The sequence below is a fragment of the Klebsiella sp. Q11 genome (assembly GCF_964241505.1).
Classification (GTDB): Bacteria; Pseudomonadota; Gammaproteobacteria; order Enterobacterales; family Enterobacteriaceae; genus Klebsiella; species Klebsiella michiganensis.
This window is the reverse complement of sequence record NZ_CAXSXW010000003.1, coordinates 337,744-364,239: the sequence shown is the minus strand read 5'-3', so window position 1 is coordinate 364,239 and position 26,496 is coordinate 337,744. Positions and strand designations below refer to the sequence as shown.

Below are 26,496 nucleotides of genomic sequence, written 5' to 3'. Positions count from 1 at the left end.
TGCATAAAAAGTGAATAAAAATACTAAAAGAGGCTTTTGCAGTGGAATAAAAAGAAAGATTATGCAGGGGTAAGATATAATTCTGTAATTGTGATCCTTGACGAAATTTATCGGCAATAATCGCCCTTTTTTGGCGCAGCGCGTTCCAGAATGGTGCACAGTTTGTGCAAACAGGCTACCAACCGCTGCAATCGGCAGAATAAAGCGCCTTTGCGCAGCCAGCCCGGCGAATTTCTGCTACCATCCCTGCACTATTCACCTTGCACAGTGGCAGCGACTATGAAATTTGTCTCTTTTAATATCAACGGCCTGCGTGCCCGCCCGCATCAGCTGGCCGCCATCATCGATAAACACCAGCCCGACGTCATCGGCCTACAGGAAACCAAAGTTCACGACGATATGTTTCCTCTCGAAGAGGTGGCAAAGCTGGGCTATAACGTCTTTTATCACGGGCAGAAAGGCCATTACGGCGTCGCGCTGCTGACCAAAGAGACGCCGATCTCCGTGCGTCGCGGTTTCCCAAACGATGGTGAAGAGGCCCAGCGCCGCATCATCATGGCGGAAATCCCTTCCCCGTTTGGCAACGTGACGGTGATTAACGGCTATTTCCCACAGGGCGAAAGTCGCGATCATGAAACCAAATTCCCGGCGAAGGCGGCGTTTTATCAGAACCTGCAAAACTACCTTGATACCGAACTAAATAAAGAGAATCCGGTACTGATCATGGGCGACATGAATATCAGCCCGACCGATCTCGATATCGGCATCGGTGAAGAGAACCGTAAGCGCTGGCTGCGTACCGGCAAGTGTTCCTTCCTGCCGGAAGAGCGCGAATGGATGGAGCGCCTGCTGGGCTGGGGCCTGGTGGATACTTACCGCCATGCGAATCCGCAGGACAACGAACACTTCTCGTGGTTCGACTATCGCTCTAAGGGCTTTGACGATAACCGCGGGCTGCGTATCGATCTGCTGCTGGCAAGCACCCCGCTGGCGCAGCGCTGCATCGAAACCGGCATCGACTACGAAATTCGCGCAATGGAAAAGCCGTCCGACCACGCGCCGGTATGGGCGACCTTTAAAGTCTAAATATTCCCTCCGTCAGGCTCTCCCGTCCGGAGAGCCTGAGCCATATCAAAAAAGCCGCCGTCAGAGATTGTGAACGGCGGCAAACTATTATACTGTCGCGCGCACTTCAGACCGCCCGCGCCATACAGGAGAACCCAATGCAAAAGAAGCCGTCATAAAGCAGAATATAAGCTGCTTTTTGTTGTGGTGATATTGAGCATTGTCGCCTGTATTATTCAGCAGTCGGGTTTTGCCGGGCTGGTTACCCATTTTGATCGTCTGCGCGAAATGATCCGCCAGAGCGGCGCCTTCGGCTATACGCTCTATATTCTGCTGTTTATCGTCGCCACCCTGTTTTTGATACCGGGCACTCTTTTAGTGATTGCCGGCGGGGTGATTTTCGGTCCGCTGGCGGGAACCTTGCTATCGCTGCTGGCGGCGACGCTCGCCTCCTCCGCGTCGTTTCTGTTCGCCCGCTGGCTGGGCCGCGAGCTGCTGCTTAAATACGTCGGGCAGACGGCGATTTTTCAGGCCATTGAAAAAGGCATCGCCCGTAGCGGCACCGATTTTTTAATTCTGACCCGGCTCATCCCGCTGTTTCCCTATAATGTTCAGAACTACGCCTATGGCCTGACGGCGATTCCGTTCTGGACGTTTACCTTTATTTCCGCCCTCACCACCTTGCCCGGCATATTTATCTATACGCTGATGGGCAGCGAGCTTATCCGCGAAGGTATCACCCCCCTGTTTATACTGAAGCTGACCCTCGCGGGGCTGGCCTTATTTGTCCTGATTCAGGCGGCGAAAAGATATGCCCGCTATCGGCGAATCGAGACATCACGGATACAGGCTCACGATGAAAAATAGCAACGCGCGCTACCGGATAGCCATCGGCATGACGCTGTTTGCGCTTCTGCTGGCATGGTGGCTGATACCCGGCGTCAATGAGTTTATGCAGCGCAGCCTCGCCGCTTTTGCCACGCTCGATCAGCAGGCTATTGAACGCTTTATCGACTCCTGGGGCCCGCAGGCGGCGCTGGTCTCCTTCGCCCTGATGATTTTGCAGGCGATTATCGCCCCGCTTCCCGCCTTCCTGATCACCTTCGCTAACGCTTCCCTGTTCGGCGCCTTCTGGGGCGGCGCGCTGTCGTGGGTGAGCGCGATGGCCGGCGCGGCGCTGTGCTTTTTTATCGCCAGAGCGCTCGGCCGCGACGCGGTGGAAAAGCTCACCGGCAAGAGCGTACTGCAGAGTACGGATGGCTTTTTTACCCGCTACGGCAAACACACCATATTAATCTGCCGTCTGCTCCCTTTCGTTCCCTTCGACCCGGTGAGCTACGCCGCCGGGCTGACGTCAATGCGCTTTCGCCACTTTATGCTGGCCACCGGTCTCGGCCAGCTGCCCGCGACGATAGTCTATTCGTGGACCGGCAGCCTACTGACCGGCGGCACATTCTGGCTGGTGACCAGTTTATCGATCCTGTTTGCGCTGGCGATTGTGGTGGTCGTCGCGAAAGCACTCTATCTTGAACAACAAAAGAGGCGTTCACGATGAGCTTACCCCCTCTGAAGTCTATTCCGCTGATTCTTCGCCCGCAGGCCTGGCTGCATCGTCGCCACTACGGCGAGGTGCTCAGCCCTATCCGCTGGTGGGGCCGTATTCCGCTGGTGTTTTACCTGGTGTCGATGTTCGTCGGCTATCTGGAACGCAAGCGTTCGCCCCTCGATCCGGTGCTGAGATCGCTGGTCAGCGCCCGCGTCGCGCAGCTGTGCCTGTGCGAGTTTTGCATTGATATCACCAATATGAAGCTGGCGGAACGCAGCGGCGGCAGCGCTAAGCTGCTGGCGGTCGCCGAATGGCGGAACAGCGCGCTGTTCAGCGACCGCGAGCGGCTGGCGCTGGAGTATGCCGAGGCGGCCAGCATGACGCCGCCGGTGGTCGACGATGCGCTGCGCGACAGGCTGGCAGGCCAGTTTGACGCCCGCGCGCTCACCGAACTCACGGCGCTGATCGGTTTACAAAACCTGTCGGCGCGCTTTAATTCGGCCATGGCGATCCCCGCCCAGGGATTGTGCCGGATCCCAACCGATTCAAAACCATAAGGAGTGGTTATGCGCAGTGTGCTGGTCTTCGCTTTGCTGTTGCTCTCCCCGCTGGCCGCCAGCGCCGGCTGGCAATCCCTACAACAAGAAGCCCGCGGCCAGACGGTGTGGTTTAACGCCTGGGGCGGCGATCCGGCGGTGAACCGCTATCTCGACTGGGTCAGCGGTGAGGTAAAGCGCGACTACGCTATCGACCTGCGTATCGTGCATATTGCGGATGCCGCCGACGCGGTGAAGCGCATCCAGACCGAAGCCCGCGCCGGACGCAGTAAAGGCGGTTCCATCGATCTGCTGTGGGTCAACGGCGAAAACTTCCGCACCCTGAAAAACGCCAGGCTGCTGCAAACCCGGTGGGCGGAAACCCTGCCCAACTGGCGCTTTGTCGATACGCAAAAGCCGGTGCGCGAGGATTTCTCTATCCCCACCGACGGCGCCGAGTCGCCGTGGGGCGGCGCGCAGCTCACTTTTATCGCCCGCCGCTCACAAACGCCCGACGGGCCCACCACTCCGCAGGCGCTGCTGGCTTTCGCCGCCGCGCATCCCGGCAGCGTCACCTATCCGCGTCCGCCGGATTTTACCGGTACCGCGTTTCTTGAACAGCTGCTGCTGACGCTGACTCCGCGGCCCGCCGCGCTACGCCAGCCGCCTGAGGAGGCCACCTTCGCCGCCGTGACCGCGCCGCTGTGGCACTATCTTGATCGGCTTCACCCCCTGCTGTGGCGCCAGGGCCGCGACTTCCCGGCTTCGCCCGTCCGCATGGATGCCATGCTTAAAAATGGGACCCTCAGGCTGTCCATCACCTTTAACCCGCTGCACGCGCAGCAAAAAGCGGTCAGCGGCGAGCTGCCGAAAGACAGCTACGGTTTCGGCTTCCGCGAGGGGATGCTTGGCAACGTCCACTTTGTGGCGATCCCGTCCAATGCCCGGGCGACGGCGGGGGCGAAAGTGATCGCGAATTTCCTGCTCTCGCCGCAGGCCCAGCTGCGCAAGGCCGACCCGACGGTGTGGGGCGACCCCAGCGTGCTGGATCCGGCGAAATTAACCGAGACTGAGCGGCAGGCCTTTAACGCCGTTGTGCCGCAGAATATGCCGCCGATGCTGGGTGAACCGCACGCGGCCTGGGTTGACGCGCTGGAGCAGGAATGGCTGCGCCGCTACGGCACGCACTAAGGCTGCTGGCCTGGGCCGCCGTCGCGCTGATCTATCTGCCGCTGCTGCCGGCCGCTGCGCTGATGGCGCTTCCGGCGCTCCGCCGCGCGCGCTGGCTGTCGCTGTTTGCCGACCCGCAATTCAGCCAGGCGCTGGCGGCGACTCTCGTCTCAACCCTGCTATCGGTTGGCGGCGCGCTGATCATCACGCTCACCGTCGTGGCCGCACTCTGGCCGTCGGGCGGCTGGCGGCGGCTGGCCGCAAGGCTCCCTCTGCTGCTGGCGGTACCTCACGTGGCCTTCGCCACCGCAGCCCTGCTGCTCTTCGCCGATGGCGGCTGGCTCCCGCGCCTGTTGCCCTTTTTTACCCCGCCGGTTGACCGCTACGGCATTGGACTGGGCCTGACGATGGCGCTCAAAGAGAGCGCGTTTCTGCTGTGGGTGGTTTATGGCCTGTTAGGCGAGAAACGCCTGGCCGGACAGGCGACGGTATTAAAAAGCCTCGGCTACGGACGCTGGCAGTGCCTGAAATGGTTAGTCTTGCCCACGCTGCTTCCGGCGCTGTCGATAGCGCTGCTGGCCACCGCCGCCTGGAGCCTTTCGGCGGTCGACGTCGCGCTGGTGATTGGCCCGGGTAACCCGCCGACGCTGGCGGTGCTGGCCTGGCAATGGTTAAGCCAGGGCGATGAGATCCAGCAGGCGAAAGGCGCCCTCGCCAGCCTGGTACTGCTGCTGACGCTGGCCATCATGGCGCTGGCGGCGTGGGGAGTCTGGCGTCTCTGGCGACGGCGGATCCCGCAGGTTCAGGGGATCCGCCACCCGCAGCCGCGGGCGCTCGCCGGGAAAAGCTTCGCCCTTCTTCTACCGCTGTGCGGCGTGGCCTGCGCCCTGCTGCTTGCCGCGGCGGCGCAGAATAGCCAGCCGGTCAGCGATAGCGTCGGCAACAGCCTGTGGCTTGGACTCTGCTCAGCGTCGCTAGGCGCGGTTATCTGCCTGCTGTGGCTGGCGTCTGGCCCCTCCCGTTTCGACGGATGGATCTGGCTGCCGCTGATTTTACCGGCGCTGCCGCTGGTAGACGGCCAATATCAGCTGGCGCTGTATACGTGGCTGGACGGTGAGTGGATCGCCGTTTTATGGGGGCACCTGCTGTGGGTCGTGCCGTGGATGCTGTTTATTCTGCGTCCCGCGTGGCGCGCTCGCGACCCGCGCATGGAGCTGCTCGCCCGCACCCTCGGCTGGCAACGAGGCCGCATCTTCTGGCTGGTTACCTTACCCGCCCTGACGCGTCCTCTGCTGACCGCGCTGGCGGTGGGCTTTTCGGTAAGCATCGCGCAATATCTGCCGACGTTATGGCTGGGGGGCGGACGGTTCCCGACGCTCACCAGCGAAGCCGTAGCGCTGAGCAGCGGCGGCGAGACGTCCACTCTGGCCGCGCAGGCGCTATGGCAGCTACTGCTGCCGGCGCTGTTTTTTGCCGCCACCGCGCTGCTGGCCTGGCTGACCGGCCGCTATCGACAAGGATTACGCTAATGTTGATCGTCAAAAACCTGACTCTCAGCCTCAACGGAGAGCCGCTGCTGCGCAACGTCGACTTTTCCGTTGCTCCCGGCGAGATACTGACCCTGATGGGCCCCTCGGGCAGCGGTAAATCAACCCTGTTCGCCTGGATGGTCGGCGCGCTGGCGGAGAATTTTCGCGCCGCCGGCGAGCTGTGGCTGGATAACCAGCGCTGCGACAGTTTACCCACCGAGCGACGGCGCATCGGCATCCTGTTCCAGGACGCGCTGCTGTTCGACCACTTCAGCGTCGGGCAAAATTTACTGCTGGCGCTTGCCGCTGACGTCCGCGGCCCCCAGCGCAAAACCCAGGTCGAACAGGCGCTGGAGCGCGCCGGTCTGGCGGGGTTTTATACGCGCGATCCGGCCACCCTTTCCGGCGGCCAGCGGGCGCGGGTCAGCCTGCTGCGCGCCCTGCTGGCCCGACCGCGGGCGCTGCTGTTGGATGAGCCGTTTAACCGCCTCGACGTTGCGCTGCGCGCCGATTTTCGCCGCTGGGTGTTCAACGAACTGGCGCGGCAGGCGATCCCCGCGGTGCTGGTCACGCATGATGACCAGGATACGCCCGCCGGCGGACGCTGTTTGCATATGGGGCTCTGGCAATGAAAGCCTGCGCTATCGCAAAGAATTCTCCGCGTTGTTCGCGGAGAATTGCCGCTCAATTTTCTACTGCCGGGCATTTCGATGAAACGTGTTTCTCAATTGACCGCACTCGCCCTGCTGATGGGGCTTGCTGCTGCTTCCACCTCCGCCGCTGACACCATGCCAACGCTAACGCTTTCCACGCTGCAACAGCACAACGGCGTCGCTATTGACACGCGCCTTAGCGCTTTCTATAACGGTTGGCCGCAAGGCGCCAACGGCCCTCAGGGCCATGAACCGCAGGCGCTCAACCTCGCCGCCAGCTGGCTTGGCTCGCTGAACGATGAACAGCTGAGCGCCTGGGCTAAGCTGCACAATCTGCAGGCCTCTACGCCGATTGCGCTGTACGGCAACGCCGACGACAACGCGAAAGTCGCGGCGCGCCTTAAGGCGGCTGGTTTCACTCACCTCAGCTCGCTCGGCGACGCCCTGAGCCATGCGGACCGCCTGCAGAAGCTGCCGCATTTTGAACAGCTGGTGTATCCGCAGTGGCTGCACGACCTCCAGCAGGGTAAACCGGTCACCGCCGCGCCTGCCGGGCACTGGAAGGTGTTCGAGGCCGCCTGGGGCGCGCCGAAGTTTTATCTGCTGAGCCATATTCCGGGCGCCGGGTATATCGATACCAACGAGGTGGAGAGCGAGCCGCTATGGAACAAAGTCTCCGACGCGCAGCTTAAAGCGATGCTGGCAAAACACGGTATTCGCCATGACACCACGGTGATTTTGTACGGTCGCGACGTGTATGCCGCCGCCCGCGTGGCGCAGATCATGCTCTACGCCGGGGTGAAGGATGTGCGCCTGCTCGACGGCGGCTGGAAAACCTGGTCCGACGCCGGGCTGCCGGTCGAGCGCGGAACGCCGCCGAAGCAGAAGCCCGAGCCGGAGTTCGGCGCGCCGATCCCGGGTCAGCCGCAGCTGATGCTCAATACCGAGCAGGCTCGCGCCCTGCTGCACCGTCAGGACGCCTCGCTGGTGAGCATTCGTTCCTGGCCGGAGTTTATCGGCACCACCAGCGGCTACAGCTATATCAAGCCGATGGGGGAGATTGCCGGGGCCCGCTGGGGCCATGCCGGAAGCGACTCCACCCATATGGAGGATTTCCATAATCCGGACGGCACCATGCGTAGCGCAGATGATATCGCCGCGATGTGGAAATCATGGAATATTCTGCCGAACCAGCAGGTCTCTTTTTACTGCGGTACCGGCTGGCGCGCCTCAGAAACCTTTATGTACGCCCGGGCGATGGGCTGGAACAACGTCTCGGTCTACGACGGCGGCTGGTACGAGTGGAGCAGCAACCCGAAAAACCCGGTCTCGCGCGGGGAACGCGGCCCGGAAAGCAGTATGTAATTCGCCTGTTGGCCATATGCACCGCCGGGAAGCATCCTTCCCGGCGCATTTCCCGAAGACGGCGCTGGCAGCACCGGACCGCTGACGACTGCGGCCCCGTAGCCCGGCTAAGCGCAGCCCGAGCCGGGAAAAACCCGCCCATCAATCTCTTACCTGCTTCAGGGTAAGGTATCCGCTCCACACCCGCGTAAAGGTCGTCAGCCAGCACAGTGCGCCAAACATCCACGCCAGCCACGCAAACCACGCCGGAAACAGGCAGCTCAGCACAAACAGCGCGATAGTTTCCGTCCCTTCCGTCAGCCCGCCGAGATAATAAAACGATTTGTGGGCGTAGCCCGGATTATCGATTTGATGCTTAGCCGCCAGCGCGGCAAAGGCGAGAAAGCTGCTGCCGGTGCCGATAAACGCGAACAGCAGCCAGCCGCCCGCCAGCGCGTTGTGCGCCGGATCGGCAAGAATAAAGCCAAACGGCACCAGGGCATAAAACAGGAAATCGAGCGAAATATCGAGAAAACCGCCCGCATCGGTTAATCCGCGTCGCCGGGCCAGCGCGCCGTCCAGGCCATCCAGCAGGCGATTGAGCACGATCGCCGCCAGCGCCGCCGGATACCAGCCCAGGGCTAAAAACGGCAGCGCCAGCACGCCAATCGCAAAGCCAAAGAGCGTCAGGCCATCGGGAGAGATAGCCGGACGATCCAGCAGGGCGACGGCGGCGTTGAGGACAGGTTTCAGGCGGGGATGCAAATGACGGTCAAGCACAAAGTCTCTCCAGCGAATTCAGGGTTGTTTGACGGAGACAAGGACGGTGATAATAGGCCATTATCCCGTACAGAACGATGATTCACATGCTAAAAACCCTTGATGTTGTTGCCGCCATTATCGAACGCAACGGGCAAATTCTGCTGGCGCAGCGGCCGCCCCACGCGGATCAGCCGGGAATGTGGGAGCTGGCCGGCGGTAAAGTAGAACCCGGCGAAACCCAGGCCCAGGCGCTGGCGCGCGAGCTCCAGGAGGAGCTGGCGATCGACGCCCGGCCGGAATGCTACATCGCCAGCCACCAGCGCGAAGTGTCCGCCCGCCTGATACATCTTCACGCCTGGTGGGTTCCGCATTTTAACGGCGAACCCATCGCCCGCTACCACAGCCAGCTGCGCTGGTGTTCACCGCAGGAGGCGTTAACCTTCCCTCTTGCGCCAGCCGATATTCCCCTGCTCGAAGCCTTTATCGCCCAGCGCGCCGCTCTCCATTCCCGCTAATTTTATCGGGTGGTTGTCATCGTTTTTGATTATGACCACCGCCTGATTATAAATTTTGCTTTCTGAACAATTTTTCCTTGCTTAACTAACGATTTCCGATGGTATAGTCGGAAAATCGGCTTTTTCAAGGGCCGAATCATAATAAATAGACGCAACCACAACCATAAGGGGAACTTATATCTATGGATCAGACGTGCACTCTGGAAGGTTTTCTCGCCCGCGTTCAACAGCGCGATCCAAATCAAACTGAATTTGCTCAGGCGGTCCGCGAGGTGATGACCACCCTGTGGCCATTCCTTGAGGAAAATCCGCGCTATCGTCAGATGAATTTGCTGGAACGTCTGGTTGAACCGGAGCGTGCTATCCAGTTCCGCGTCGTTTGGGTTGATGACCGTAATCAGGTTCAGGTTAACCGCGCCTGGCGCGTGCAGTTCAACTCCGCCATCGGCCCGTATAAGGGCGGTATGCGTTTCCATCCCTCTGTAAACCTGTCGATTCTGAAATTCCTCGGCTTTGAACAAACCTTCAAAAACGCCCTCACCACCCTGCCTATGGGCGGCGGTAAAGGCGGCAGCGACTTCGATCCTAAAGGAAAAAGCGATGGCGAAGTGATGCGTTTCTGCCAGTCGCTGATGACTGAGCTGTATCGCCACCTCGGTCCGGATACCGACGTGCCGGCCGGTGATATCGGCGTGGGCGGTCGTGAAGTGGGCTTTATGGCCGGAATGATGCGTAAGCTCTCCAACAACAGCGCCTGCGTCTTCACCGGTAAAGGCCTCTCCTTCGGCGGCAGCCTGATTCGTCCGGAAGCCACCGGTTATGGACTGATTTACTTCACCGAAGCGATGCTTAAGCGCCACGGTTTGGGCTTTGAAGGGGCTCGCGTCGCGGTGTCCGGGTCGGGTAACGTGGCGCAGTACGCGATTGAGAAAGCCATGGAGCTCGGCGCCCGGGTGATTACGGCTTCCGACTCCAACGGTACCGTGGTTGACGAATCTGGCTTCACCAAAGAAAAACTGGCGCGCCTGATCGACATTAAAGAGCGCTGCCACGGCCGCGTGGCGGATTACGCGCGCGAGTTCGGCCTGACCTACCTTGAAGGTAAGCAGCCATGGTCCGTGCCGGTGGATATCGCTCTGCCGTGCGCCACGCAGAACGAGCTGGACGTCGACGCTGCCCGCCAGCTGATTGCCAACGGCGTGAAGGCCGTCGCGGAAGGCGCCAACATGCCAACCACTATCGCGGCGACCGATCTGTTCCTCGAAGCGGGCGTGCTGTTCGCGCCGGGTAAAGCGGCCAACGCCGGCGGCGTCGCCACTTCAGGACTGGAAATGGCGCAGAACGCCGCGCGTATGGGCTGGAAAGCGGAGAAAGTGGATGCCCGTCTGCACCATATCATGCTGGATATCCACCACGCCTGCGTTGAATACGGCGGTGAAGCGAAGCAGACCAACTACGTACGCGGCGCGAATATCGCCGGTTTCGTGAAGGTCGCCGACGCAATGCTGGCGCAGGGTGTTATTTAAGTCCACTCGCTGACTGAACCCCTGTATATGGGTTCGGAGCATAATTGAAAAACCCCGGTTTCCCGGGGTTTTTTATTGCGGGCTTTCCGCCGCAGGGCCGGCGGCGCTTTTTTTATCTTTCGCTTTGGCTCTGCCTTTCCCCTTACTAAAGCTCTTCTTGCCGTCGCCCGGGGCCACAATTCCGCGGAAGCGGCGTACCGGCGTGCTCCTGGCCTGGTCGATAAGCTGGAACAGGGTACCGACCAGCGGCTGCATAAAGTCCTGATAGCGGCACTGTTTCTCGCTGATTTGCGTCAGAATCGATTCCCAGTGGGCGGTCATATCCGGGCGCGTCGCCATTTCAGGCAAAGAGTGAAACAGCGCCTTCCCGGCGTCAGTGGAGTGGATATAGCGCCCTTTCTTGGTTAAGAAGCCGCGTTTGAACAACAGTTCGATAATCCCGGCGCGGGTTGCCTCCGTACCGAGGCCATCCGTTGCGCGCAGGATTTTCTTCAGGTCTTTATCCTGCACAAAGCGGGCAATACCGGTCATCGCCGATAGCAGCGTCGCATCGGTAAAATGACGCGGCGGCTGGGTCTGACGCTCCACCACTTCGCCTTTTTCGCACAGCAGCTCGCCATCCTTTGCCACCACCGGCAGCGGCATGCCGTCGTTCTCTTCATCGCGCTCTTTATTGCCCAGCAGGGTTCGCCAGCCCGCTTCCGCCAGAAAACGCGCTTTGGCAACGAACTTGCCGTTGGCGATATCGAGATCGATCTGGCATTTGCGGAACACCGCATCCGGGCAGAACTGCATCAGATACTGGCGGGCAATCAGGCCGTAAACCTTTTCTTCGTTGTCGCTGAGTTTTACCTGCGAACTGCGGGCGGTCGGAATAATCGCGTGGTGGGCATCGACCTTTTTATCGTCCCAACAGCGGTTACGGATCTCCGGATCCACCACCGGCTGCGGCAGCAGATCCGCCGCGTGCACGCCGATCGCGTTCAGCACCGCATGGCGCCCGGCAAAATGCTCCTCCGGCAGGTAGCGGCTATCCGAACGCGGATAGGTAATCAGCTTATGGGTTTCGTACAGCTTCTGGCAGATATCCAGCACGTTCTGCGCGCTAAAGCCGAAGCGCTTCGCGGCTTCAATCTGCAGCGCCGAGAGGGAGAACGGCAGCGGCGCTGGCTCAGAGTCCCGCTTATCGTTATAAGCGGTGACCGTCGCCGGCTGCCCCTCAATGCGCTTGACGACGTGCTCGGCAAGCGAGCGATGCAGCAGTCGCCCCTCTTCATCCTGGTACGGTTCGCAGGCCTCGCTGGGCACCCAGGTGGCGACAAAACGCTCATCCTTGGGGGTAACGATATGCGCCTTGACGTCGAAGAAGTCTTTAGCGACGAAGTTTTCAATCTCTTCATCGCGGCGTACCACCAGGCCAAGCACCGGCGTTTGCACGCGCCCGACCGAGAGTACCCCCTGGTAACCCGCGTTACGGCCAAGGATGGTGTATGCGCGGGTCATATTGATCCCGTATAGCCAGTCGGCGCGGGCGCGGGCCAGCGCGGAGACGCACAGCGGAACAAATTCGCTGTTGGCGCGCAGGCGGTTAATCGCCCGCTCCACCGCCTGCGGGTTAAGATCGTTAATCAGACAGCGCTGCACCTGCTGACGCTTTTCCGGCGCCAGCTGCAGGTAGTCAAGTACCTCATCCACCAGCAGCTGCCCCTCTCTGTCCGGGTCACCCGCATGAATGACTTCCTGCGCATCGCCGAGCAGACGCTTAATCACGTTAAGCTGTTTGGTCACCGACGGTTTAGGCTGGAGCTGCCACTTTTCCGGCACGATAGGCAAGTCGAGCAGGTTCCAGCGCGCATAGCGCGCATCGTAGACGTCGGGCTGGGCCTGCTCCAGCAGGTGGCCGATGCACCACGTGACCACCTGCCCGTTACCGCACTCAATGTAGCCGTCGCCTTTGCGATGCGGTTTTGGCAGCACATCGGCGATGGCGCGACCGAGACTCGGTTTTTCTGCAATAAACAGCCGCATGAAATCAACGGATCTCGATCATGGGGCGTCCGCCGCGGGCGGTAACCAGCTCGCCGATAGCGGTAAGCGCGATACCAAACTCAGCGGCGGCAGCCTGCACCTCAGCCTCGGCTTCCGGCGTTACCGCCAGCAGCAGACCGCCGGAGGTTTGCGGATCGCACAGCAGATCGCGCCACGCTGGCGGCATGTCGCCCATCAAATGGCCGTAGCTGGCAAAGTTACGCCCGGTACCGCCCGGCACCGCGCCCGCCGCGATGTAGGCTTCGACGCCGGGCAATTTCGGGATATCCGCATAGGTAAGCTGCGCCTGTACGCCCGCGCCGCGGCACACTTCGCTCAGGTGGCCCAGAAGCCCGAAACCGGTGACGTCGGTCATCGCTTTCACGCCGTCGATATTAGCAAACGCCGAGCCAACGAGATTCATCTGACACATGGTTTCCGTCGCCAGCCCCTGGTGCTCAGGCTTCAGCAGCGACTTTTTCTCCGCGGTGGTCAGCACGCCAATACCCAGCGGTTTAGTGAGATACAGCTTGCAGCCGGCCTGCGCGGTGCTGTTTTTCTTCACCCGCTCGGTCGGGACGACGCCGGTCACGGCAAGCCCGAAGATGGGTTCCGGAGCGTCAATGGAGTGACCGCCGGCAAGCGCGATCCCCGCCTGCTGGCAGGCAAAGCGTCCGCCCTCAACCACCTGACGGGCAATTTCCGGCGCCAGGGTATTGATGGGCCAGCCGAGAATAGCGATCGCCATAATCGGCTTACCGCCCATGGCGAAAATATCGCTGATGGCGTTGGTCGCCGCAATGCGCCCAAAGTCGAACGGGTTGTCGACGATCGGCATAAAAAAATCGGTAGTACTGACGATCGACGTGCCGTTACCGAGATCGTAGACCGCGGCATCATCGCTGGTTTCGTTGCCCACCAGCAGATTCGGGTCGATAAATTTAGCCTGGTCGCTTTGCAGGATAGTTTCCAGCACCTTAGGGGAAATTTTACACCCGCAACCGGCTCCGTGGCTGTATTGCGTTAAACGAATGGCTTGCTCGCTCATGGACATCTCCTGTCATTGCAATCCCGATATGGTAGCGCCCAAATGGCGGAGTGGTAAGTGCGACAGTCCGAAATCGCGTATGGTTGCTCATTAAGCAGACAAAAAACCGATTTTGCGATGCGGCCCCGCTTTTTCAACGTGATTTTACCCTTTACTAAAAAATGACAGAAATATGACAAGCATAAATTCTGTTTTCTCTGGACATATAACAACGTAAGGAAGTTTTCATGAAAAAGCGTGTTCTCGCCGTTTGCCTGGCCAGTCTCTTCTCCCTTAACGCTTTCGCCCTGGTTCCCGCCGGTAACGACGTCACCACAAAACCCGATCTCTACTACCTGACCAACGCCCAGGCCATCGACAGCCTGACGCTGCTGCCGCCGCCGCCGGAAGTGGGCAGTATCGCGTTTTTAAACGATCAGGCGATGTATGAGAAAGGCCGTCTGCTGCGCGGCACCGAGCGCGGTAAGCTGGCGGTTGAAGACGCTAACCTGAGCGGCGGCGGCGTCGCCAACGCCTTCTCCGGCGCCTTCGGCTCGCCCATTACCGCCAAAGATGCGCCGGAGCTGCACAAGCTGCTCACCAACATGATTGAAGATGCCGGCGACCTGGCGACGCGAGGAGCGAAGGAGAAGTACATGCGCATTCGCCCATTTGCGTTTTATGGCGTCGCCACCTGTAACACCAAGGAACAGGATACGCTGTCGAAAAACGGCTCCTACCCCTCCGGCCACACCTCGATCGGCTGGGCCACCGCGCTGGTGCTGGCTGAGATTAATCCCCAGCGGCAAAATGAAATCCTTAAGCGCGGCTTTGAGCTCGGCGAGAGCCGGGTGATCTGCGGCTATCACTGGCAGAGCGACGTAGACGCGGCGCGTATCGTCGGTTCGGCGGTCGTCGCCACGCTGCATACCAATCCGGCCTTCCAGCAGCAGCTTCAGAAAGCGAAAGACGAATTCGCGAAACGACAGAAGTAACATCGTCGCCGTTGAATGCCCGGAGGCGGCGTCTGAAACGCTCTGCCTCGGCTACGGGTTCCCAGCCGTCCGCGGTTTGGTAGTCCGGACTGGTGCGCCAGCACCGCCTCCGGGAAAGGTGTCAAGTCTGATACACTGACACTGCTTCCACCCGGCTCGCGCTGCGCTTAGCCGGGCTACTTCCCCCGAGGAGGCGGTGAGCCGGGCCCGCCCGGCATAACGAGAACGGACTCAGAAGCGCGTCACGAACGGCGCGGTATCCGGCAAAGCGATGGTGGTTGACGCTTTGAGCTGCGGGGTCCCCAGATAGAGAAAGCCCACGATCTTATCCTGCTCGCGGCAGGCAAACCCTTCGCGTACAACCGGGCTTTCGGTTAACGCGCCGCTGCGCCAGATGCCGTTAAACCCCTGCGCCACGGCCGCCATCTGCATGGCCATCACCGCACAGCCCGCCGACATCTCTTGCTCCCACTTTGGCACCTTCGGATGATCTTCACAGTGCGCCACCACCGCAATGATCAGCGGCGCGCGAAACGGCGCGCTGCGCGCTTTTTCAATCGCTTTTTCATCTCCCCCTGCCGCCACCGCGCCTTTTTCCAGCAGCTGGCTGAAGCGCTCGCGCCCTTCATCGGCAATAATGAAGAAGCGCCACGGCTGCAGCGTCCCGTGGTCCGGCGCGCGCAGGCCAGCGCGAAGGATGTTTTCCAGCTGTTCGCCCGCCGGAGCCGGGTCGGTCAGACGTGAAGCGCTGCGGCGATTAACCAGTAGTTCGAGAGCATCCATCTGTATAACTCCTGTGATGTGATTTTTCATAAAATTAACATGCGCAAGGATTTTGTTACAGCCCAACGGGTGATTCCTGCTGACAACCGACGGCACTCTCATTAGGATAGCCAGACGCGGCAGCCCCTGCGGCTCGCCCATTTTTGATTATGGTTAGGGAGAATACATGCGAACTCTTTGGCGACTGCTCGCCGGATTTTTTAAATGGACATGGCGCGTGCTCAATTTCATTCGCCAGCTCGCACTGAACGTGGTTTTCCTGGTGCTGGTGCTGGCCTGCGTCGGCATCTGGGCCCAGTTCAGCAGTACAACGACAGAGCACGCTACCCGCGGCGCGCTGCTGCTGGATATCACCGGCGTGGTGGTCGATAAACCCTCGGCCAGCAGCAAGCTTGGCGTGATTGGCCGCCAGCTGTTTGGCGCCAGTTCCGATCGCCTGCAGGAAAACTCGCTGTTCGACATTGTGCAGACAATTCGCCAGGCGAAAGACGACCGCAATATCACCGGTATCGTGCTGGATCTGAAGGACTTTGCCGGCGGCGATCAGCCGTCGATGCAGTATATCGGTAAAGCGCTGCGCGAATTCCGCGATAGCGGCAAGCCGGTATATGCCATCGGCAGCAGCTACAGCCAGGGTCAGTACTATCTGGCCAGCTTCGCCAATAAGATCTGGCTCTCGCCGCAGGGCGAAGTGGACCTGCACGGCTTCGCGACCAACGGCCTGTACTACAAATCGCTGCTCGACAAGCTCAAAGTGTCGACCCACGTTTTCCGCGTCGGCACCTACAAGTCAGCGGTAGAGCCGTTTATCCGCGATGATATGTCCCCGGCGGCGCGCGAGGCGGACAGCCGCTGGATTGGCGAGCTGTGGCAAAACTACCTCAATACCATTGCCGCCAACCGCCAGATCACCGCTCAGCAGCTGTTCCCCGGCGCTCAGGGCGTGATTGACGGCCTGCGTAAAGTCGATGGCGATACGGCAAAATACGCGCTGGATAACAAGCTGGTTGATGCGCTGGGCACCTCTACCGAGGTGGAAAAAGCGCTGACTAAACAGTTTGGCTGGAGTAAGGAGGACAACAACTACAGCGCAATCAGCTACTACGATTACACGCTGAAAACGCCTGCCGACCAGGGTTCCGCAATAGCGGTTATCTTTGCTAACGGCGCGATTATGGATGGCGAAGAAACGCCGGGTAACGTCGGCGGCGACACCACCGCCGCGCAGATCCGCGACGCGCGCCTCGATCCGAAAGTGAAAGCGATCGTGCTGCGGGTTAACAGCCCGGGCGGCAGCGTCAGCGCCTCCGAGATGATTCGCGAAGAGCTGGCGGCGGCAAAAGCGGCCGGTAAACCGGTGGTGGTCTCAATGGGCGGCATGGCAGCATCCGGCGGCTACTGGATCTCCACCCCGGCGGATTATATCGTCGCCAACCCCAGCACCCTTACCGGCTCTATCGGTATCTTTGGGGTGATCAATACCGTCGAAGATACCCTCGGCTCAATTGGCGTCCATACCGACGGCGTGGCCACCTCGCCGCTGGCTGATGTCTCAACCACCAAAGCGCTGCCTCCGGAAGTGCAACAGCTGATGCAGCTCAGCATCGAAAACGGCTACAAGCGTTTTATCACCCTGGTGGCGAACGCGCGTAAGAGCACGCCGGAGAAAATTGACCAAATCGCTCAGGGCCACGTCTGGACCGGTGAAGATGCAAAAGCGAACGGCCTGGTCGATAGCCTTGGCGACTTTGACGACGCGGTGGCAAAAGCCGCCGAGCTGGCGAAGCTGAAACAGTGGCATATCAACTACTATCAGGAAGAACCGACCTTCTTTTCGATGGTGGTGGATAGCCTGACGGGTTCCGTTCGCGCGGCGCTGCCGGCAGCGGTCCAGGCGTATCTGCCCGCACCGGTCGCCGCGGCGGCCAATGCGGTGAAAACCGAGAGCGATAAGCTGGCGGCATTCAACGATCCGCAGAACCGCTACGCGTTCTGCTTAACCTGCGCCAATATTCGTTAATCCTCTGCCGCCCCATCCCGTGGGGCGGCATTTACTTTATTTTTTCTTCCGCCCCTCTATACTGCGCCTGTCTACGTTTAACCTAAGCGATGCTATGCAGAAGAAATCTATTTACGTTGCCTATACCGGCGGCACCATTGGTATGCAGCGTTCTGAACACGGCTATATCCCCGTTTCCGGCCATTTACAGCGCCAGCTGGCGTTGATGCCCGAGTTTCACCGCCCGGAGATGCCGGACTTCACCATTCATGAATACGCCCCGTTAATGGACTCTTCCGATATGACGCCGGAAGACTGGCAGCATATCGCCGACGATATTCGCGACCATTATGACCAGTACGATGGTTTCGTGATCCTCCACGGCACGGACACCATGGCGTTTACCGCCTCTGCGCTCTCCTTCATGCTGGAGAATCTGGGAAAACCGGTCATTGTGACAGGGTCACAAATCCCGCTTGCCGAACTGCGCTCTGATGGCCAGATTAACCTGCTCAACGCGCTGTACGTCGCCGCCAACTATCCGATTAACGAAGTGTCGCTGTTCTTCAATAATCGCCTCTACCGCGGCAACCGCACGACGAAGGCCCATGCCGACGGCTTTAACGCCTTCGCCTCTCCCAACCTGGCGCCGCTGCTGGAAGCCGGTATCCATATTCGCCGGCTCGGCACGCCTCCCGCGCCGCACGGCAGCGGCGAGCTGGTGGTTCACCCTATCACGCCGCAGCCGATTGGCGTGGTGACGATTTATCCCGGCATTTCCGCCGACGTGGTGCGCAACTTCCTGCGCCAGCCGGTCAAAGCGTTGATCCTGCGCTCCTATGGCGTCGGTAACGCGCCGCAGAACGGCGAGTTTATTCAGGTCCTGGCCGAAGCCAGCCAGCGCGGTATCGTGGTGATTAATTTGACCCAGTGTATGTCCGGCAAGGTCAACATGGGCGGCTACGCCACCGGCAACGCGCTGGCGCAGGCTGGCGTGATTAGCGGATTTGATATGACCGTCGAGGCCACGCTGACCAAGCTACACTATTTGCTGAGCCAGGATCTGGACGTGGCGGCTATCCGTCACGCCATGCAGGAGAATCTGCGCGGCGAACTGACACCCGATGAGTAAGGAGAAGCACATGACCCAGCGCGCGCTGCTACTGGTCGATTTACAAAATGATTTCTGCGCCGGCGGCGCGCTAGCCGTCCCGCAGGGCGACAGCACGGTGGACGTCGCCAACCAGCTTATCGCCTGGAGCCTGGCGCGGGGCGAAACGGTGGTTGCCAGCCAGGACTGGCACCCGGCGAACCACGGCAGCTTTGCCAGCCAGCATCAGGTCGAACCCTATACCCAGGGCGAGCTTGATAGCCTGGCGCAGACGTTCTGGCCGGATCACTGCGTGCAGAATAGCGAAGGCGCGTCGCTGCATCCGCTGCTCAAACAGCAGGCTATTGCCGCCGTGTTCCACAAAGGGGAAAATCCGGCCATTGACAGCTACAGCGCCTTTTTCGACAACGGCCACCGGCAGAAAACGCAGCTCGATGCGTGGCTGCGCGAGCGCGGCATCAGCGAGCTAACGGTGCTGGGTCTCGCCACCGACTACTGCGTCAAGTTTACCGTGCTTGACGCCCTCAATCTGGGCTACACCGTCAACGTGATTACCGACGGCTGCCGCGGGGTGAATATTCAGCCGCAGGATAGCAATCTGGCGTTTATGGAGATGGCCGCCGCGGGCGCAACTCTCTATACCCTTGACGACTGGCTGGAAACCCACGCATAAAATACGCCGACAGGCATTGTCCTGTCGGCGCGTTATCTCAGGCCAGAGCGGAAATCTCTTCCAGCGACGCGTTGCGCGTTTCGATGCCAAAACAAAACAGAATCAGCGCGCAAAGCGCCACATCACGCCTGGGATGATAAAGCCCCTAATCGGGTCATTGTTAGTCTCATTTTGCGTCATGTTCTGCATCCTGGCGTTTACTCCGAAGTGAACCTCATCGCACTACCGCTTCGCTAATGCAGCCGTGAACCGCTTCGCATTTTTGCGCAGCGGAAGATGCTAGGCTGCACGAGCTGTTTTTTTCGCCACGCCATTTCCGTGGCGTGTTTGCTTTTCAATGTCACTTTTAAGTCAAAGAGGATCCGCTATGAAACTTTTGCCTTTACTGGCAGCTTTACCCCTGCTCTGCGCGAGCGTTGTTTCCGCTAACTCACTGATGTCCGTCGGCTACTTTAACGGCGGCGGCGACGTCACTGCCGGTCCAGGCGGCGATATTGATAAACTGGACGTACGCCAGATTACCCATCTCAACTACTCGTTTGGTCTGGTTTACAACGATGAAAAAGACGAAACCAACGCCGCCCTGAAAGATCCGAGCAAGCTGCATCAAATTTGGCTGTCGCCGAAAGTGCAGGCTGATTTACAGAAAATCCCCAGCTTGCGCCAGCAGAACCCGAACCTGAAAGTCTTGCTTTCCGTAGGCGGCTGGGGAGCGCGCGGATTCTCCGGCGCGGCGGCGACGAAGGAAACCCGGGCGGTGTTTATTCAGTCCGCTCAGGCGATTATTGAAAAATACGGTCTCGATGGGATCGATCTGGACTGGGAGTATCCGGTCAACGGCGCGTGGGGGCTGGTCGCCAGCCAACCGGCCGATCGCGATAATTTTACCGCCCTGCTGAAAGAGCTGCGCGCGGCGGTCGGTAATAAAAAACTGGTGACCATCGCCGTAGGCGCCAACGCGGAGAGCCCAAAAAGCTGGGTGGACGTCAAAGCCATTGCGCCATCGCTCGACTACATCAACCTGATGACCTACGACCTGGCCTACGGTACCCAGTACTTCAATTCCAACCTGTATGATTCAACCCGCTGGCCGACGGTCGCCGAAGCGGATAAGTACAGCGCGGACTTTATAGTGAACAACTACCTTGCCGCCGGTCTAAAGGCGAGCCAGATGAACCTGGGGATTGGTTTCTATGGCCGGATACCCAAACGCGCCGTCGAGCCGGGTATTGACTGGAGCAAGCCGGACGCGCAGAAAAACCCGGCCACCCGCCCCTACTTTGCGGCTCAACAGATTGAACTGTTCGAATCGCTGGGCGTCGATCTGACCAAAGATACCTATGTGAAATATAACGATATCGTGGCGAAGTTAATCAACGATCCGCAGAAGCGCTTTACTCAGCATTGGGATGATGAAGCGAAGGTACCGTGGCTGTCGGTGCAGTCCGCCGACGGTCAAGCCCTCTTTGCGCTTTCGTATGAGAACCCGCGCTCGGTGGCCATCAAAGCTGACTACATCAAGAGCAAGGGGCTGGGTGGCGCGATGTTCTGGGAGTACGGCGCCGATGACCAGAATCAGTTAGCGAAACAGCTGGCCGAGTCATTGGGGATCAAACGCTGATCTGCGCGGTGTCAGCGCCAGCACAATAGGTTATGATAACCCCATTCCGCTGCGCCGGCTCCGGCGCAGCTTTTCATTTGCAACAAAAGGCATGGATATTATGGCTTATATCCCGAAAAACTACGCCCGTCTGGAAGTCGGTTACCGCGAAAAAGCGCTGAAGCTCTTCCCCTGGGTCTGCGGACGCTGCTCGCGAGAGTTTGTCTATTCAAACCTGCGTGAACTGACGGTACACCATATTGACCACGACCACTCCAATAACCCGGAAGATGGTAGCAACTGGGAGATGCTGTGCCTGTACTGTCACGATCATGAGCACTCAAAATACACCGAAGCCGATCTGTATGGCTCGACGGTGGTCGCTGGCGAAGATGCGCAGAAAAGCGTCGGCGAAGCGAAATATAACCCCTTCGCCGATCTTAAAGCGATGATGAACAAGAAGTAACGTTGTGATGCCTCAGAGCCCGGCGCGCAGTTAGCCGGGCTGACGCAGGCCTTTTCAGTCTCAGGATTTAAAGGTCGCGATAGGCTGCGGCGTAATGCCGAAGTCAACTTTCAGCTGCTGTTTACTCTTCATCACCATCTGCCCGTTGGTATCGATGGTCATATGCTGCGCGTCAACGTTGTATCGCGCCTGCCAGAGCATCACCAGCTGCAGACAGTTCTCTTTCTGTTCGTCAGTCAACGCCACGCCGTCCGGCCATTTACCCAGCTCAACCGCCGTCGCCAGGCGCTGATAAACTTCCGGCGTCATACCGTCAATAATCCGCTCAATTTCCATCTTCCGCCAACCCCGTTTGGAATAATTTGCTGAATCGTTTTTTCAACCCTTAATTTGCTCACCGTTTTCATCATTGGTGAAGCTTAATGAGGCCGAATTAACACAAAAACGCTCTCCGGTGGGCTGTGGACCATCCGGGAATACGTGCCCAAGGTGAGCATCGCAGTTTCCGCAGCGAATTTCCGTGCGCTGCATACCGTGGGAGTAATCATTAAGGTAGCGGATAGCGTCATCGCTGACGGGCTCATAAAAGCTTGGCCAGCCGCAGCCGGAATCATACTTGGTTTGCGAGTGAAACAGCGCGGCATCGCACACCAGGCAGTGGTAGACGCCATCGCGTTTGTTGTGGAGCAACCGCCCGGTGAACGGCGGTTCAGTACCGTGATTCTGCGTCACGTAAAACTGCATCTCGCTCAAATTTTTTTTGAGCTCGTCCGAAGAGGGTTTATTCGACATTGGCTTGCTTCTCGCTGTGAAAGGACAACTTTTCACGTCAATTCTAACAAAATATTAACAATGAAGCGTGCACTTTTGTTCTAAACTTAGGCGACGCCAAAAGGCAGCCACACAATTGTGATGAATATCACATTTTTATCTTCAATGACCTTTAAAATTCCGGGCGCAGCCCCCATATGGAATTGGGCTCAAAGGGAAAGTGGGATAAATCGACCGCGCAAAGGCATGCTCTGGATTGATTTGTCGCAATGATTGACACGATTCCGCTTGACGCTGCGTAAGGTTTTTGTAATTTTACAGGCAACCTTTTATTCACTAACAAATAGCTGGTGGAATATATGACTATCAAAGTAGGTATCAACGGTTTTGGCCGTATCGGTCGCATTGTTTTCCGTGCTGCTCAGGAACGTTCTGACATCGAGATCGTTGCAATCAACGACCTGTTAGACGCTGACTACATGGCTTACATGCTGAAGTATGACTCCACTCACGGCCGTTTCAACGGTACCGTTGAAGTGAAAGACGGTCATCTGATCGTTAACGGTAAAAAAATCCGTGTTACCGCTGAGCGTGACCCGGCTAACCTGAAGTGGGACGAAGTGGGTGTTGACGTTGTTGCTGAAGCAACCGGTATCTTCCTGACCGACGAAACCGCTCGTAAACACATCACCGCTGGCGCGAAAAAAGTCGTACTGACTGGCCCGTCCAAAGACAACACTCCGATGTTTGTTAAAGGCGCTAACTTTGACAAATACGAAGGCCAGGACATCGTTTCCAACGCATCCTGCACCACCAACTGCCTGGCTCCGCTGGCAAAAGTTATCAACGACAACTTCGGCATCATCGAAGGTCTGATGACTACCGTTCACGCAACCACCGCGACTCAGAAAACCGTTGATGGCCCGTCTCACAAAGACTGGCGCGGCGGCCGCGGCGCAGCTCAGAACATCATCCCGTCCTCTACCGGCGCTGCTAAAGCTGTAGGTAAAGTTCTGCCAGAACTGAATGGCAAACTGACCGGTATGGCGTTCCGCGTTCCGACTCCGAACGTATCCGTTGTTGACCTGACCGTTCGTCTGGAAAAAGCTGCTTCTTATGAAGAAATTAAGAAAGCAATCAAAGCTGCTTCCGAAGGCGCAATGAAAGGCGTTCTGGGCTACACCGAAGACGACGTGGTATCCACCGATTTCAACGGTGAAATCTGCACTTCCGTATTCGACGCCAAAGCGGGTATCGCTCTGAACGACAACTTTGTGAAACTGGTTTCCTGGTACGATAACGAAACTGGTTACTCCAACAAGGTTCTGGACCTGATTGCTCATATCTCCAAATAAGTTGAGATGAGACAGTAATCTGTAAGAGCGACTTCGGTCGCTCTTTTTTTTGTCTGAAGATAAAGGATTGCGTAATGATTAATAAAATTTTTGCCCTCCCGGTTATCGAACAGCTTACCCCTGTACTTTCCCGCCGCCAGCTTGATGACCTGGAGCTGATCGTCGTTGACCATCCGCAGGTGAAAGCGTCCGTGGCTTTCCAGGGCGCTCACCTGCTCTCCTGGAAGCCCGCTGGCGAAGAAGAAGTCCTGTGGCTCAGCGGCAACACCCCATTTAAAAACGGCGTTGCCCTGCGCGGCGGCGTGCCGATTTGCTGGCCGTGGTTTGGTCCTTCTGCTCAGCAGGGCCTGCCCTCCCACGGCTTCGCCCGCAACCTGCCGTGGGCCCTGAAAGGGCACGATGAAGACGACAACGGCGTGGTGCTGACCTTTGCACTGAAAAGCAGCGACGCCACCCGCCAGTACTGGCCGCACGAGTTCACCCTGCTGGCGCGCTTTAAGCTGGGCAAAACCTGCGAAATTGAGCTGGAGGCGCACGGCGAATTTGAAACCACGTCTGCCCTGCATACCTATTTCAACGTCGGCGACATTGCGGCAGTGAAGGTCAGCGGTCTGGGCGACCGTTATATTGATAAAGTGAAAAACGCGGAAGAAGGCGTATTAAGCAACGGCACAGAGACTTTTCCCGATCGTACCGACCGCGTCTATCTGAATGCCGAAACCTGCAGCGTGATTCATGACGATGCGCTGAACCGCAACATCGACGTTACGCATCATCACAACAGCAACGTAGTGGCCTGGAACCCGGGCCCGGCGCTTTCCGTCAGCATGGGCGACATGCCGGATGATGGTTACAAGACCTTCGTTTGTGTAGAAACCTGCTGCGTGACCGAAACGCAGAAGGCCAGCGAAGAGAAACCTTCGCGCCTGACGCAAACCCTTCGCGTGGTGAAACGCTAACGCCAGGAAGCTTGGCCCACGGGTTAACCGCGTGTGCGCCATATCTGCCGGATGACGGCTGAAGCCCCGTGAAGTCGGGGCTTTTCTTTAACGCTTGTTCAGACCATATCCAGCGGCGTTTTTCTGGCCGGCGCCGGGTAGGCGTTATCCAGAAGCGCAAGCTCCTCACCGTTCAGCACAATATCCAGCACCGCGGCATTTTGCCTGACATGCTCAATGCTTGACGCTTTCGGGATCGCCATTACGCCCCGGTGGCTAATCACCCACGCCAGCAGAATCTGCGCCGCGGTTACGCCCCGCGCCTGCGCAATATTTTTCACAACGGTATGATTTAAAAGTCCATTGCGCAGTCGACCGGCCTGAGCCAGCGGACAATATGCCATCACCGGCAGCCGCTGCTGCTGGCACCACGGCAGCAGGTCATGTTCAATACCGCGGGAGGCCAGATGGTAGAGCACCTGATTGGTCGCGCACTGTTCGCCGCCGTCCGCCTGCCAGAGTTCCTGCATATCATCGTAATCGAGGTTTGATACGCCCCAGCGGCGAATTTTTCCCTGCGCAACGAGCGCGTCCATGCCCGCAACCGTCTCCTGCAATGAATAGTCCCCGCGCCAGTGCAGCAGGTAGAGATCCAGATAGTCGGTATTGAGGCGGCGCAGGCTCTCCTCGCAGGCGCTGGCTATTTTGCGACCGCCAGCGTTCCACGGATAGACTTTAGACACCAGCACCACGCGCTCGCGCTGACCGCGAATGGCCTCGCCGACAACCTCTTCGGCGCCGCCGTCGGCGTACATTTCCGCCGTATCGATCACCGTCAGGCCAAGATCGATGCCCGCGCGTAGTGCAGCAGACTCCTGCGCGCGCAGAGCCGGGTTTTCGCCCATGAACCAGGTCCCCTGCCCTATGAGCGGAACCGCTGAATGCTCGCCAAAACGGATGGTCCTTTCTGCCATGACATGCTCCTGTGTTTGATTGCACCACCGTAATGCAAAACAGGGCTTTACGCCCTGTTTTGATGCACAAATTGCACTGTAATAATGCACTATCAGAAGGAGTAAGTGATCCCGGTTGAAATCAGCCCGCTCCAGGATTTGTCCACCATCGGGCTATCGGTAATTTCGTCAGACAGGCGGGTATAGCGCGCCACGCCGTATACGCTCCAGTCGCCGAGGAAACGATAGTTAGCCGACAGCTCGAGGTACGGGTTCCAGCTGCTGTCCGGATCGTAGCTGCGCATGCCGCTGCGATTCGACTCATGCTTCGAAACACCGTAGTAGTACTCGTTCTGGTTGTCGCTGTTCCACTCCACGCCAATACCCGGCGTAAGCGTCAGGTTGCCGTTGGTGTAGCGATACAGCCAGGCCAGATCCCACACGATACCGTTGCTGTTATCGAGGGTGTCCCCCGACAGCGCGGTGCGCAGGAAACCGTACTGCGTATAGTGTTCGTAGGAAAGCCCTGCCATCACCGTGGACTTACGTTTATCCAGACGGCGCATCTGCTCGCTATCGCTGTCGCCTGGCTTAAAGTACATCGGCGACCAGTAGGCGGTCACGGAGAGCTTATCGTTGGTATCATTCCACAGGTAGAGACCACCGCCCAGGCCGCGGAACCAGAAGTTATCGCTCTCGTAATTAATCACCGGCACCGGGTAAACATCAGCATCATATTGCTTGTACGGATGTTCAACGACGCGTACACCCGCCCCTAAAGTGAACTTCCCTTCAGCGTGTACGGCGGATGCTGAAGTCGCAATCAACACACCAAGTGCCAGAAGTTTGATTTTAGTCACGATCCATATTCCTGTTGTCAAATTATTAGCGCAGGCAGTTTAACGTTGTATACGTCATGCCTCAAATTCTTTACCAGTCATTACACTGAATTCACCAGATTCTCATCATCAGATGACCACCCGCTGACAGCTGAATGACAGCGTCATGACGCGGCGAAACCCGAAGTGCGAATGAGACGCTGCTTTTCCGGATGAGTTGTTGATAAGTCATTGAAATTGATTTTCTGCGCCATGCAAGTTTTCCAAATGCATCTACGCTTTAATTTAGAAGAAGTAAATGCGGGGCACGTT

General features: G+C 58.5%; 25 protein-coding genes and 2 pseudogenes. 18 read left to right on the top strand and 9 right to left on the bottom strand.

The genetic code is table 11. From position 1 onward, the window contains the following. The first annotated feature begins 279 nt into the window (after nucleotides 1-279). The 8 genes from xthA to ACESQ2_RS06430 all read left to right on the top strand — a co-directional run bounded on the left by xthA (nucleotide 280) and on the right by ACESQ2_RS06430 (nucleotide 7,864). A complete protein-coding gene (gene xthA, locus ACESQ2_RS06465; RefSeq protein ID WP_004850068.1) occupies nucleotides 280-1,086 on the top strand; it encodes an exodeoxyribonuclease III in 807 nt (268 codons plus the stop codon). A 210-nt stretch (nucleotides 1,087-1,296) separates the two neighbouring features. Beyond that, nucleotides 1,297-1,932, top strand: coding sequence for a TVP38/TMEM64 family protein (locus ACESQ2_RS06460; protein WP_373170264.1), 636 nt, complete (start codon nucleotides 1,297-1,299; stop codon nucleotides 1,930-1,932). After that, entirely contained in the window at nucleotides 1,922-2,620 is a 699-nt protein-coding gene (locus tag ACESQ2_RS06455; protein WP_049083448.1) for a TVP38/TMEM64 family protein, read from the top strand. The genes ACESQ2_RS06460 and ACESQ2_RS06455 overlap by 11 nt, the downstream gene beginning before the upstream one ends. Further along, complete coding sequence (locus tag ACESQ2_RS06450; RefSeq protein WP_042944930.1) at nucleotides 2,617-3,168, top strand: carboxymuconolactone decarboxylase family protein; 552 nt, start codon at nucleotides 2,617-2,619, stop codon at nucleotides 3,166-3,168. Before ACESQ2_RS06455 ends, ACESQ2_RS06450 begins: the two co-directional genes overlap by 4 nt. A 9-nt stretch (nucleotides 3,169-3,177) precedes the next feature. After that, complete coding sequence (locus ACESQ2_RS06445) at nucleotides 3,178-4,338, top strand: ABC transporter substrate-binding protein (RefSeq protein WP_373170238.1); 1,161 nt, start codon at nucleotides 3,178-3,180, stop codon at nucleotides 4,336-4,338. Next, nucleotides 4,311-5,846: an ABC transporter permease subunit gene (locus ACESQ2_RS06440; RefSeq protein WP_049070248.1), complete on the top strand. Its 1,536-nt coding sequence runs from the start codon at nucleotides 4,311-4,313 to the stop codon at nucleotides 5,844-5,846. Before ACESQ2_RS06445 ends, ACESQ2_RS06440 begins: the two co-directional genes overlap by 28 nt. Next, nucleotides 5,846-6,478 carry an ATP-binding cassette domain-containing protein gene (locus ACESQ2_RS06435; protein ID WP_032692752.1) on the top strand — a complete coding sequence of 211 codons (633 nt, stop codon included), beginning with the start codon at nucleotides 5,846-5,848 and terminating at the stop codon, nucleotides 6,476-6,478. Before ACESQ2_RS06440 ends, ACESQ2_RS06435 begins: the two co-directional genes overlap by 1 nt. 78 nt (nucleotides 6,479-6,556) lie before the next feature. Further along, complete coding sequence (locus ACESQ2_RS06430) at nucleotides 6,557-7,864, top strand: rhodanese-like domain-containing protein (protein ID WP_373170237.1); 1,308 nt, start codon at nucleotides 6,557-6,559, stop codon at nucleotides 7,862-7,864. A gap of 141 nt (nucleotides 7,865-8,005) precedes the next feature. Here the strand turns inward: ACESQ2_RS06430 and ACESQ2_RS06425 are convergent, their stop codons facing one another. Then, complete coding sequence (locus ACESQ2_RS06425; RefSeq protein WP_046878586.1) at nucleotides 8,006-8,623, bottom strand: CDP-alcohol phosphatidyltransferase family protein; 618 nt, start codon at nucleotides 8,621-8,623, stop codon at nucleotides 8,006-8,008. An 86-nt stretch (nucleotides 8,624-8,709) separates the two neighbouring features. On the opposite strand from ACESQ2_RS06425, the gene ACESQ2_RS06420 reads away from it, so the two are divergent. Both ACESQ2_RS06420 and gdhA read left to right on the top strand, forming a co-directional pair. After that, nucleotides 8,710-9,120, top strand: coding sequence for a pyrimidine (deoxy)nucleoside triphosphate diphosphatase (locus ACESQ2_RS06420; protein WP_009653472.1), 411 nt, complete (start codon nucleotides 8,710-8,712; stop codon nucleotides 9,118-9,120). Nucleotides 9,121-9,302: 182 nt separating this feature from the next. After that, nucleotides 9,303-10,646, top strand: coding sequence for an NADP-specific glutamate dehydrogenase (gdhA, locus tag ACESQ2_RS06415; protein WP_004850048.1), 1,344 nt, complete (start codon nucleotides 9,303-9,305; stop codon nucleotides 10,644-10,646). 95 nt (nucleotides 10,647-10,741) lie between these two features. Here the strand turns inward: gdhA and ACESQ2_RS06410 are convergent. Further along, nucleotides 10,742-12,674 (bottom strand): annotated as a pseudogene (locus ACESQ2_RS06410) (DNA topoisomerase III); the annotation flags it as partial. 4 nt (nucleotides 12,675-12,678) lie between these two features. After that, complete coding sequence (gene selD / locus ACESQ2_RS06405) at nucleotides 12,679-13,722, bottom strand: selenide, water dikinase SelD (RefSeq protein ID WP_049070249.1); 1,044 nt, start codon at nucleotides 13,720-13,722, stop codon at nucleotides 12,679-12,681. 227 nt (nucleotides 13,723-13,949) lie between these two features. Between selD and phoC the strand changes: the two genes are divergently transcribed. Continuing rightward, nucleotides 13,950-14,696 carry an acid phosphatase PhoC gene (phoC, locus tag ACESQ2_RS06400; protein WP_032749502.1) on the top strand — a complete coding sequence of 249 codons (747 nt, stop codon included), beginning with the start codon at nucleotides 13,950-13,952 and terminating at the stop codon, nucleotides 14,694-14,696. A 231-nt stretch (nucleotides 14,697-14,927) separates the two neighbouring features. On the opposite strand, the gene ACESQ2_RS06395 is transcribed toward phoC, so the two are convergent. Continuing rightward, nucleotides 14,928-15,479: an NAD(P)H nitroreductase gene (locus ACESQ2_RS06395; RefSeq protein WP_038424334.1), complete on the bottom strand. Its 552-nt coding sequence runs from the start codon at nucleotides 15,477-15,479 to the stop codon at nucleotides 14,928-14,930. A gap of 166 nt (nucleotides 15,480-15,645) precedes the next feature. Between ACESQ2_RS06395 and sppA the strand changes: the two genes are divergently transcribed. From sppA to pncA, 3 genes are all read left to right on the top strand, one after another. After that, nucleotides 15,646-17,499: a signal peptide peptidase SppA gene (gene sppA, locus ACESQ2_RS06390; protein ID WP_014228962.1), complete on the top strand. Its 1,854-nt coding sequence runs from the start codon at nucleotides 15,646-15,648 to the stop codon at nucleotides 17,497-17,499. A gap of 94 nt (nucleotides 17,500-17,593) precedes the next feature. Beyond that, nucleotides 17,594-18,610, top strand: coding sequence for an asparaginase (ansA, locus tag ACESQ2_RS06385; RefSeq protein ID WP_004850037.1), 1,017 nt, complete (start codon nucleotides 17,594-17,596; stop codon nucleotides 18,608-18,610). 10 nt (nucleotides 18,611-18,620) lie between these two features. Next, the gene (gene pncA, locus ACESQ2_RS06380) at nucleotides 18,621-19,262 is read left to right on the top strand and encodes a bifunctional nicotinamidase/pyrazinamidase (protein WP_373170236.1); all 642 of its coding nucleotides are present in this window, start codon (nucleotides 18,621-18,623) and stop codon (nucleotides 19,260-19,262) included. Between the two features lie 37 nt (nucleotides 19,263-19,299). On the opposite strand, the pseudogene ACESQ2_RS06375 reads toward pncA, so the two are convergent. Next, nucleotides 19,300-19,397: pseudogene (locus tag ACESQ2_RS06375) on the bottom strand (hypothetical protein); the annotation flags it as partial. Between the two features lie 232 nt (nucleotides 19,398-19,629). Between ACESQ2_RS06375 and ACESQ2_RS06370 the strand changes: the two are divergent. Together ACESQ2_RS06370 and yajD are read left to right on the top strand one after the other, a co-directional pair. After that, nucleotides 19,630-20,883: a glycoside hydrolase family 18 protein gene (locus tag ACESQ2_RS06370; RefSeq protein WP_038424330.1), complete on the top strand. Its 1,254-nt coding sequence runs from the start codon at nucleotides 19,630-19,632 to the stop codon at nucleotides 20,881-20,883. Between the two features lie 100 nt (nucleotides 20,884-20,983). Beyond that, nucleotides 20,984-21,328, top strand: coding sequence for an HNH nuclease YajD (gene yajD / locus ACESQ2_RS06365; protein ID WP_004138290.1), 345 nt, complete (start codon nucleotides 20,984-20,986; stop codon nucleotides 21,326-21,328). Nucleotides 21,329-21,388: 60 nt separating this feature from the next. On the opposite strand, the gene ACESQ2_RS06360 is transcribed toward yajD, so the two are convergent. Both ACESQ2_RS06360 and msrB read right to left on the bottom strand, forming a co-directional pair. After that, nucleotides 21,389-21,664: a YeaC family protein gene (locus tag ACESQ2_RS06360; RefSeq protein ID WP_004850031.1), complete on the bottom strand. Its 276-nt coding sequence runs from the start codon at nucleotides 21,662-21,664 to the stop codon at nucleotides 21,389-21,391. A gap of 42 nt (nucleotides 21,665-21,706) precedes the next feature. Next, nucleotides 21,707-22,120, bottom strand: a complete 414-nt coding sequence (gene msrB, locus ACESQ2_RS06355) for a peptide-methionine (R)-S-oxide reductase MsrB (protein ID WP_004121465.1) — start codon at nucleotides 22,118-22,120, stop codon at nucleotides 21,707-21,709. A gap of 338 nt (nucleotides 22,121-22,458) precedes the next feature. On the opposite strand from msrB, the gene gapA reads away from it, so the two are divergent. Both gapA and ACESQ2_RS06345 read left to right on the top strand, forming a co-directional pair. Further along, on the top strand, nucleotides 22,459-23,454 hold the full coding sequence (gene gapA / locus ACESQ2_RS06350) for a glyceraldehyde-3-phosphate dehydrogenase (protein WP_004138295.1): 996 nt from the start codon (nucleotides 22,459-22,461) through the stop codon (nucleotides 23,452-23,454). A gap of 74 nt (nucleotides 23,455-23,528) precedes the next feature. After that, on the top strand, nucleotides 23,529-24,413 hold the full coding sequence (locus ACESQ2_RS06345) for a D-hexose-6-phosphate mutarotase (RefSeq protein ID WP_014838178.1): 885 nt from the start codon (nucleotides 23,529-23,531) through the stop codon (nucleotides 24,411-24,413). 98 nt (nucleotides 24,414-24,511) lie between these two features. Here the strand turns inward: ACESQ2_RS06345 and ACESQ2_RS06340 are convergent, their stop codons facing one another. Continuing rightward, nucleotides 24,512-25,366 (bottom strand): aldo/keto reductase, encoded by an 855-nt coding sequence (locus tag ACESQ2_RS06340; protein WP_025106950.1) that lies wholly within the window; start codon nucleotides 25,364-25,366, stop codon nucleotides 24,512-24,514. Between the two features lie 92 nt (nucleotides 25,367-25,458). Next, complete coding sequence (locus ACESQ2_RS06335) at nucleotides 25,459-26,205, bottom strand: MipA/OmpV family protein (RefSeq protein WP_373170235.1); 747 nt, start codon at nucleotides 26,203-26,205, stop codon at nucleotides 25,459-25,461. Nucleotides 26,206-26,496: the final 291 nt, after the last annotated feature.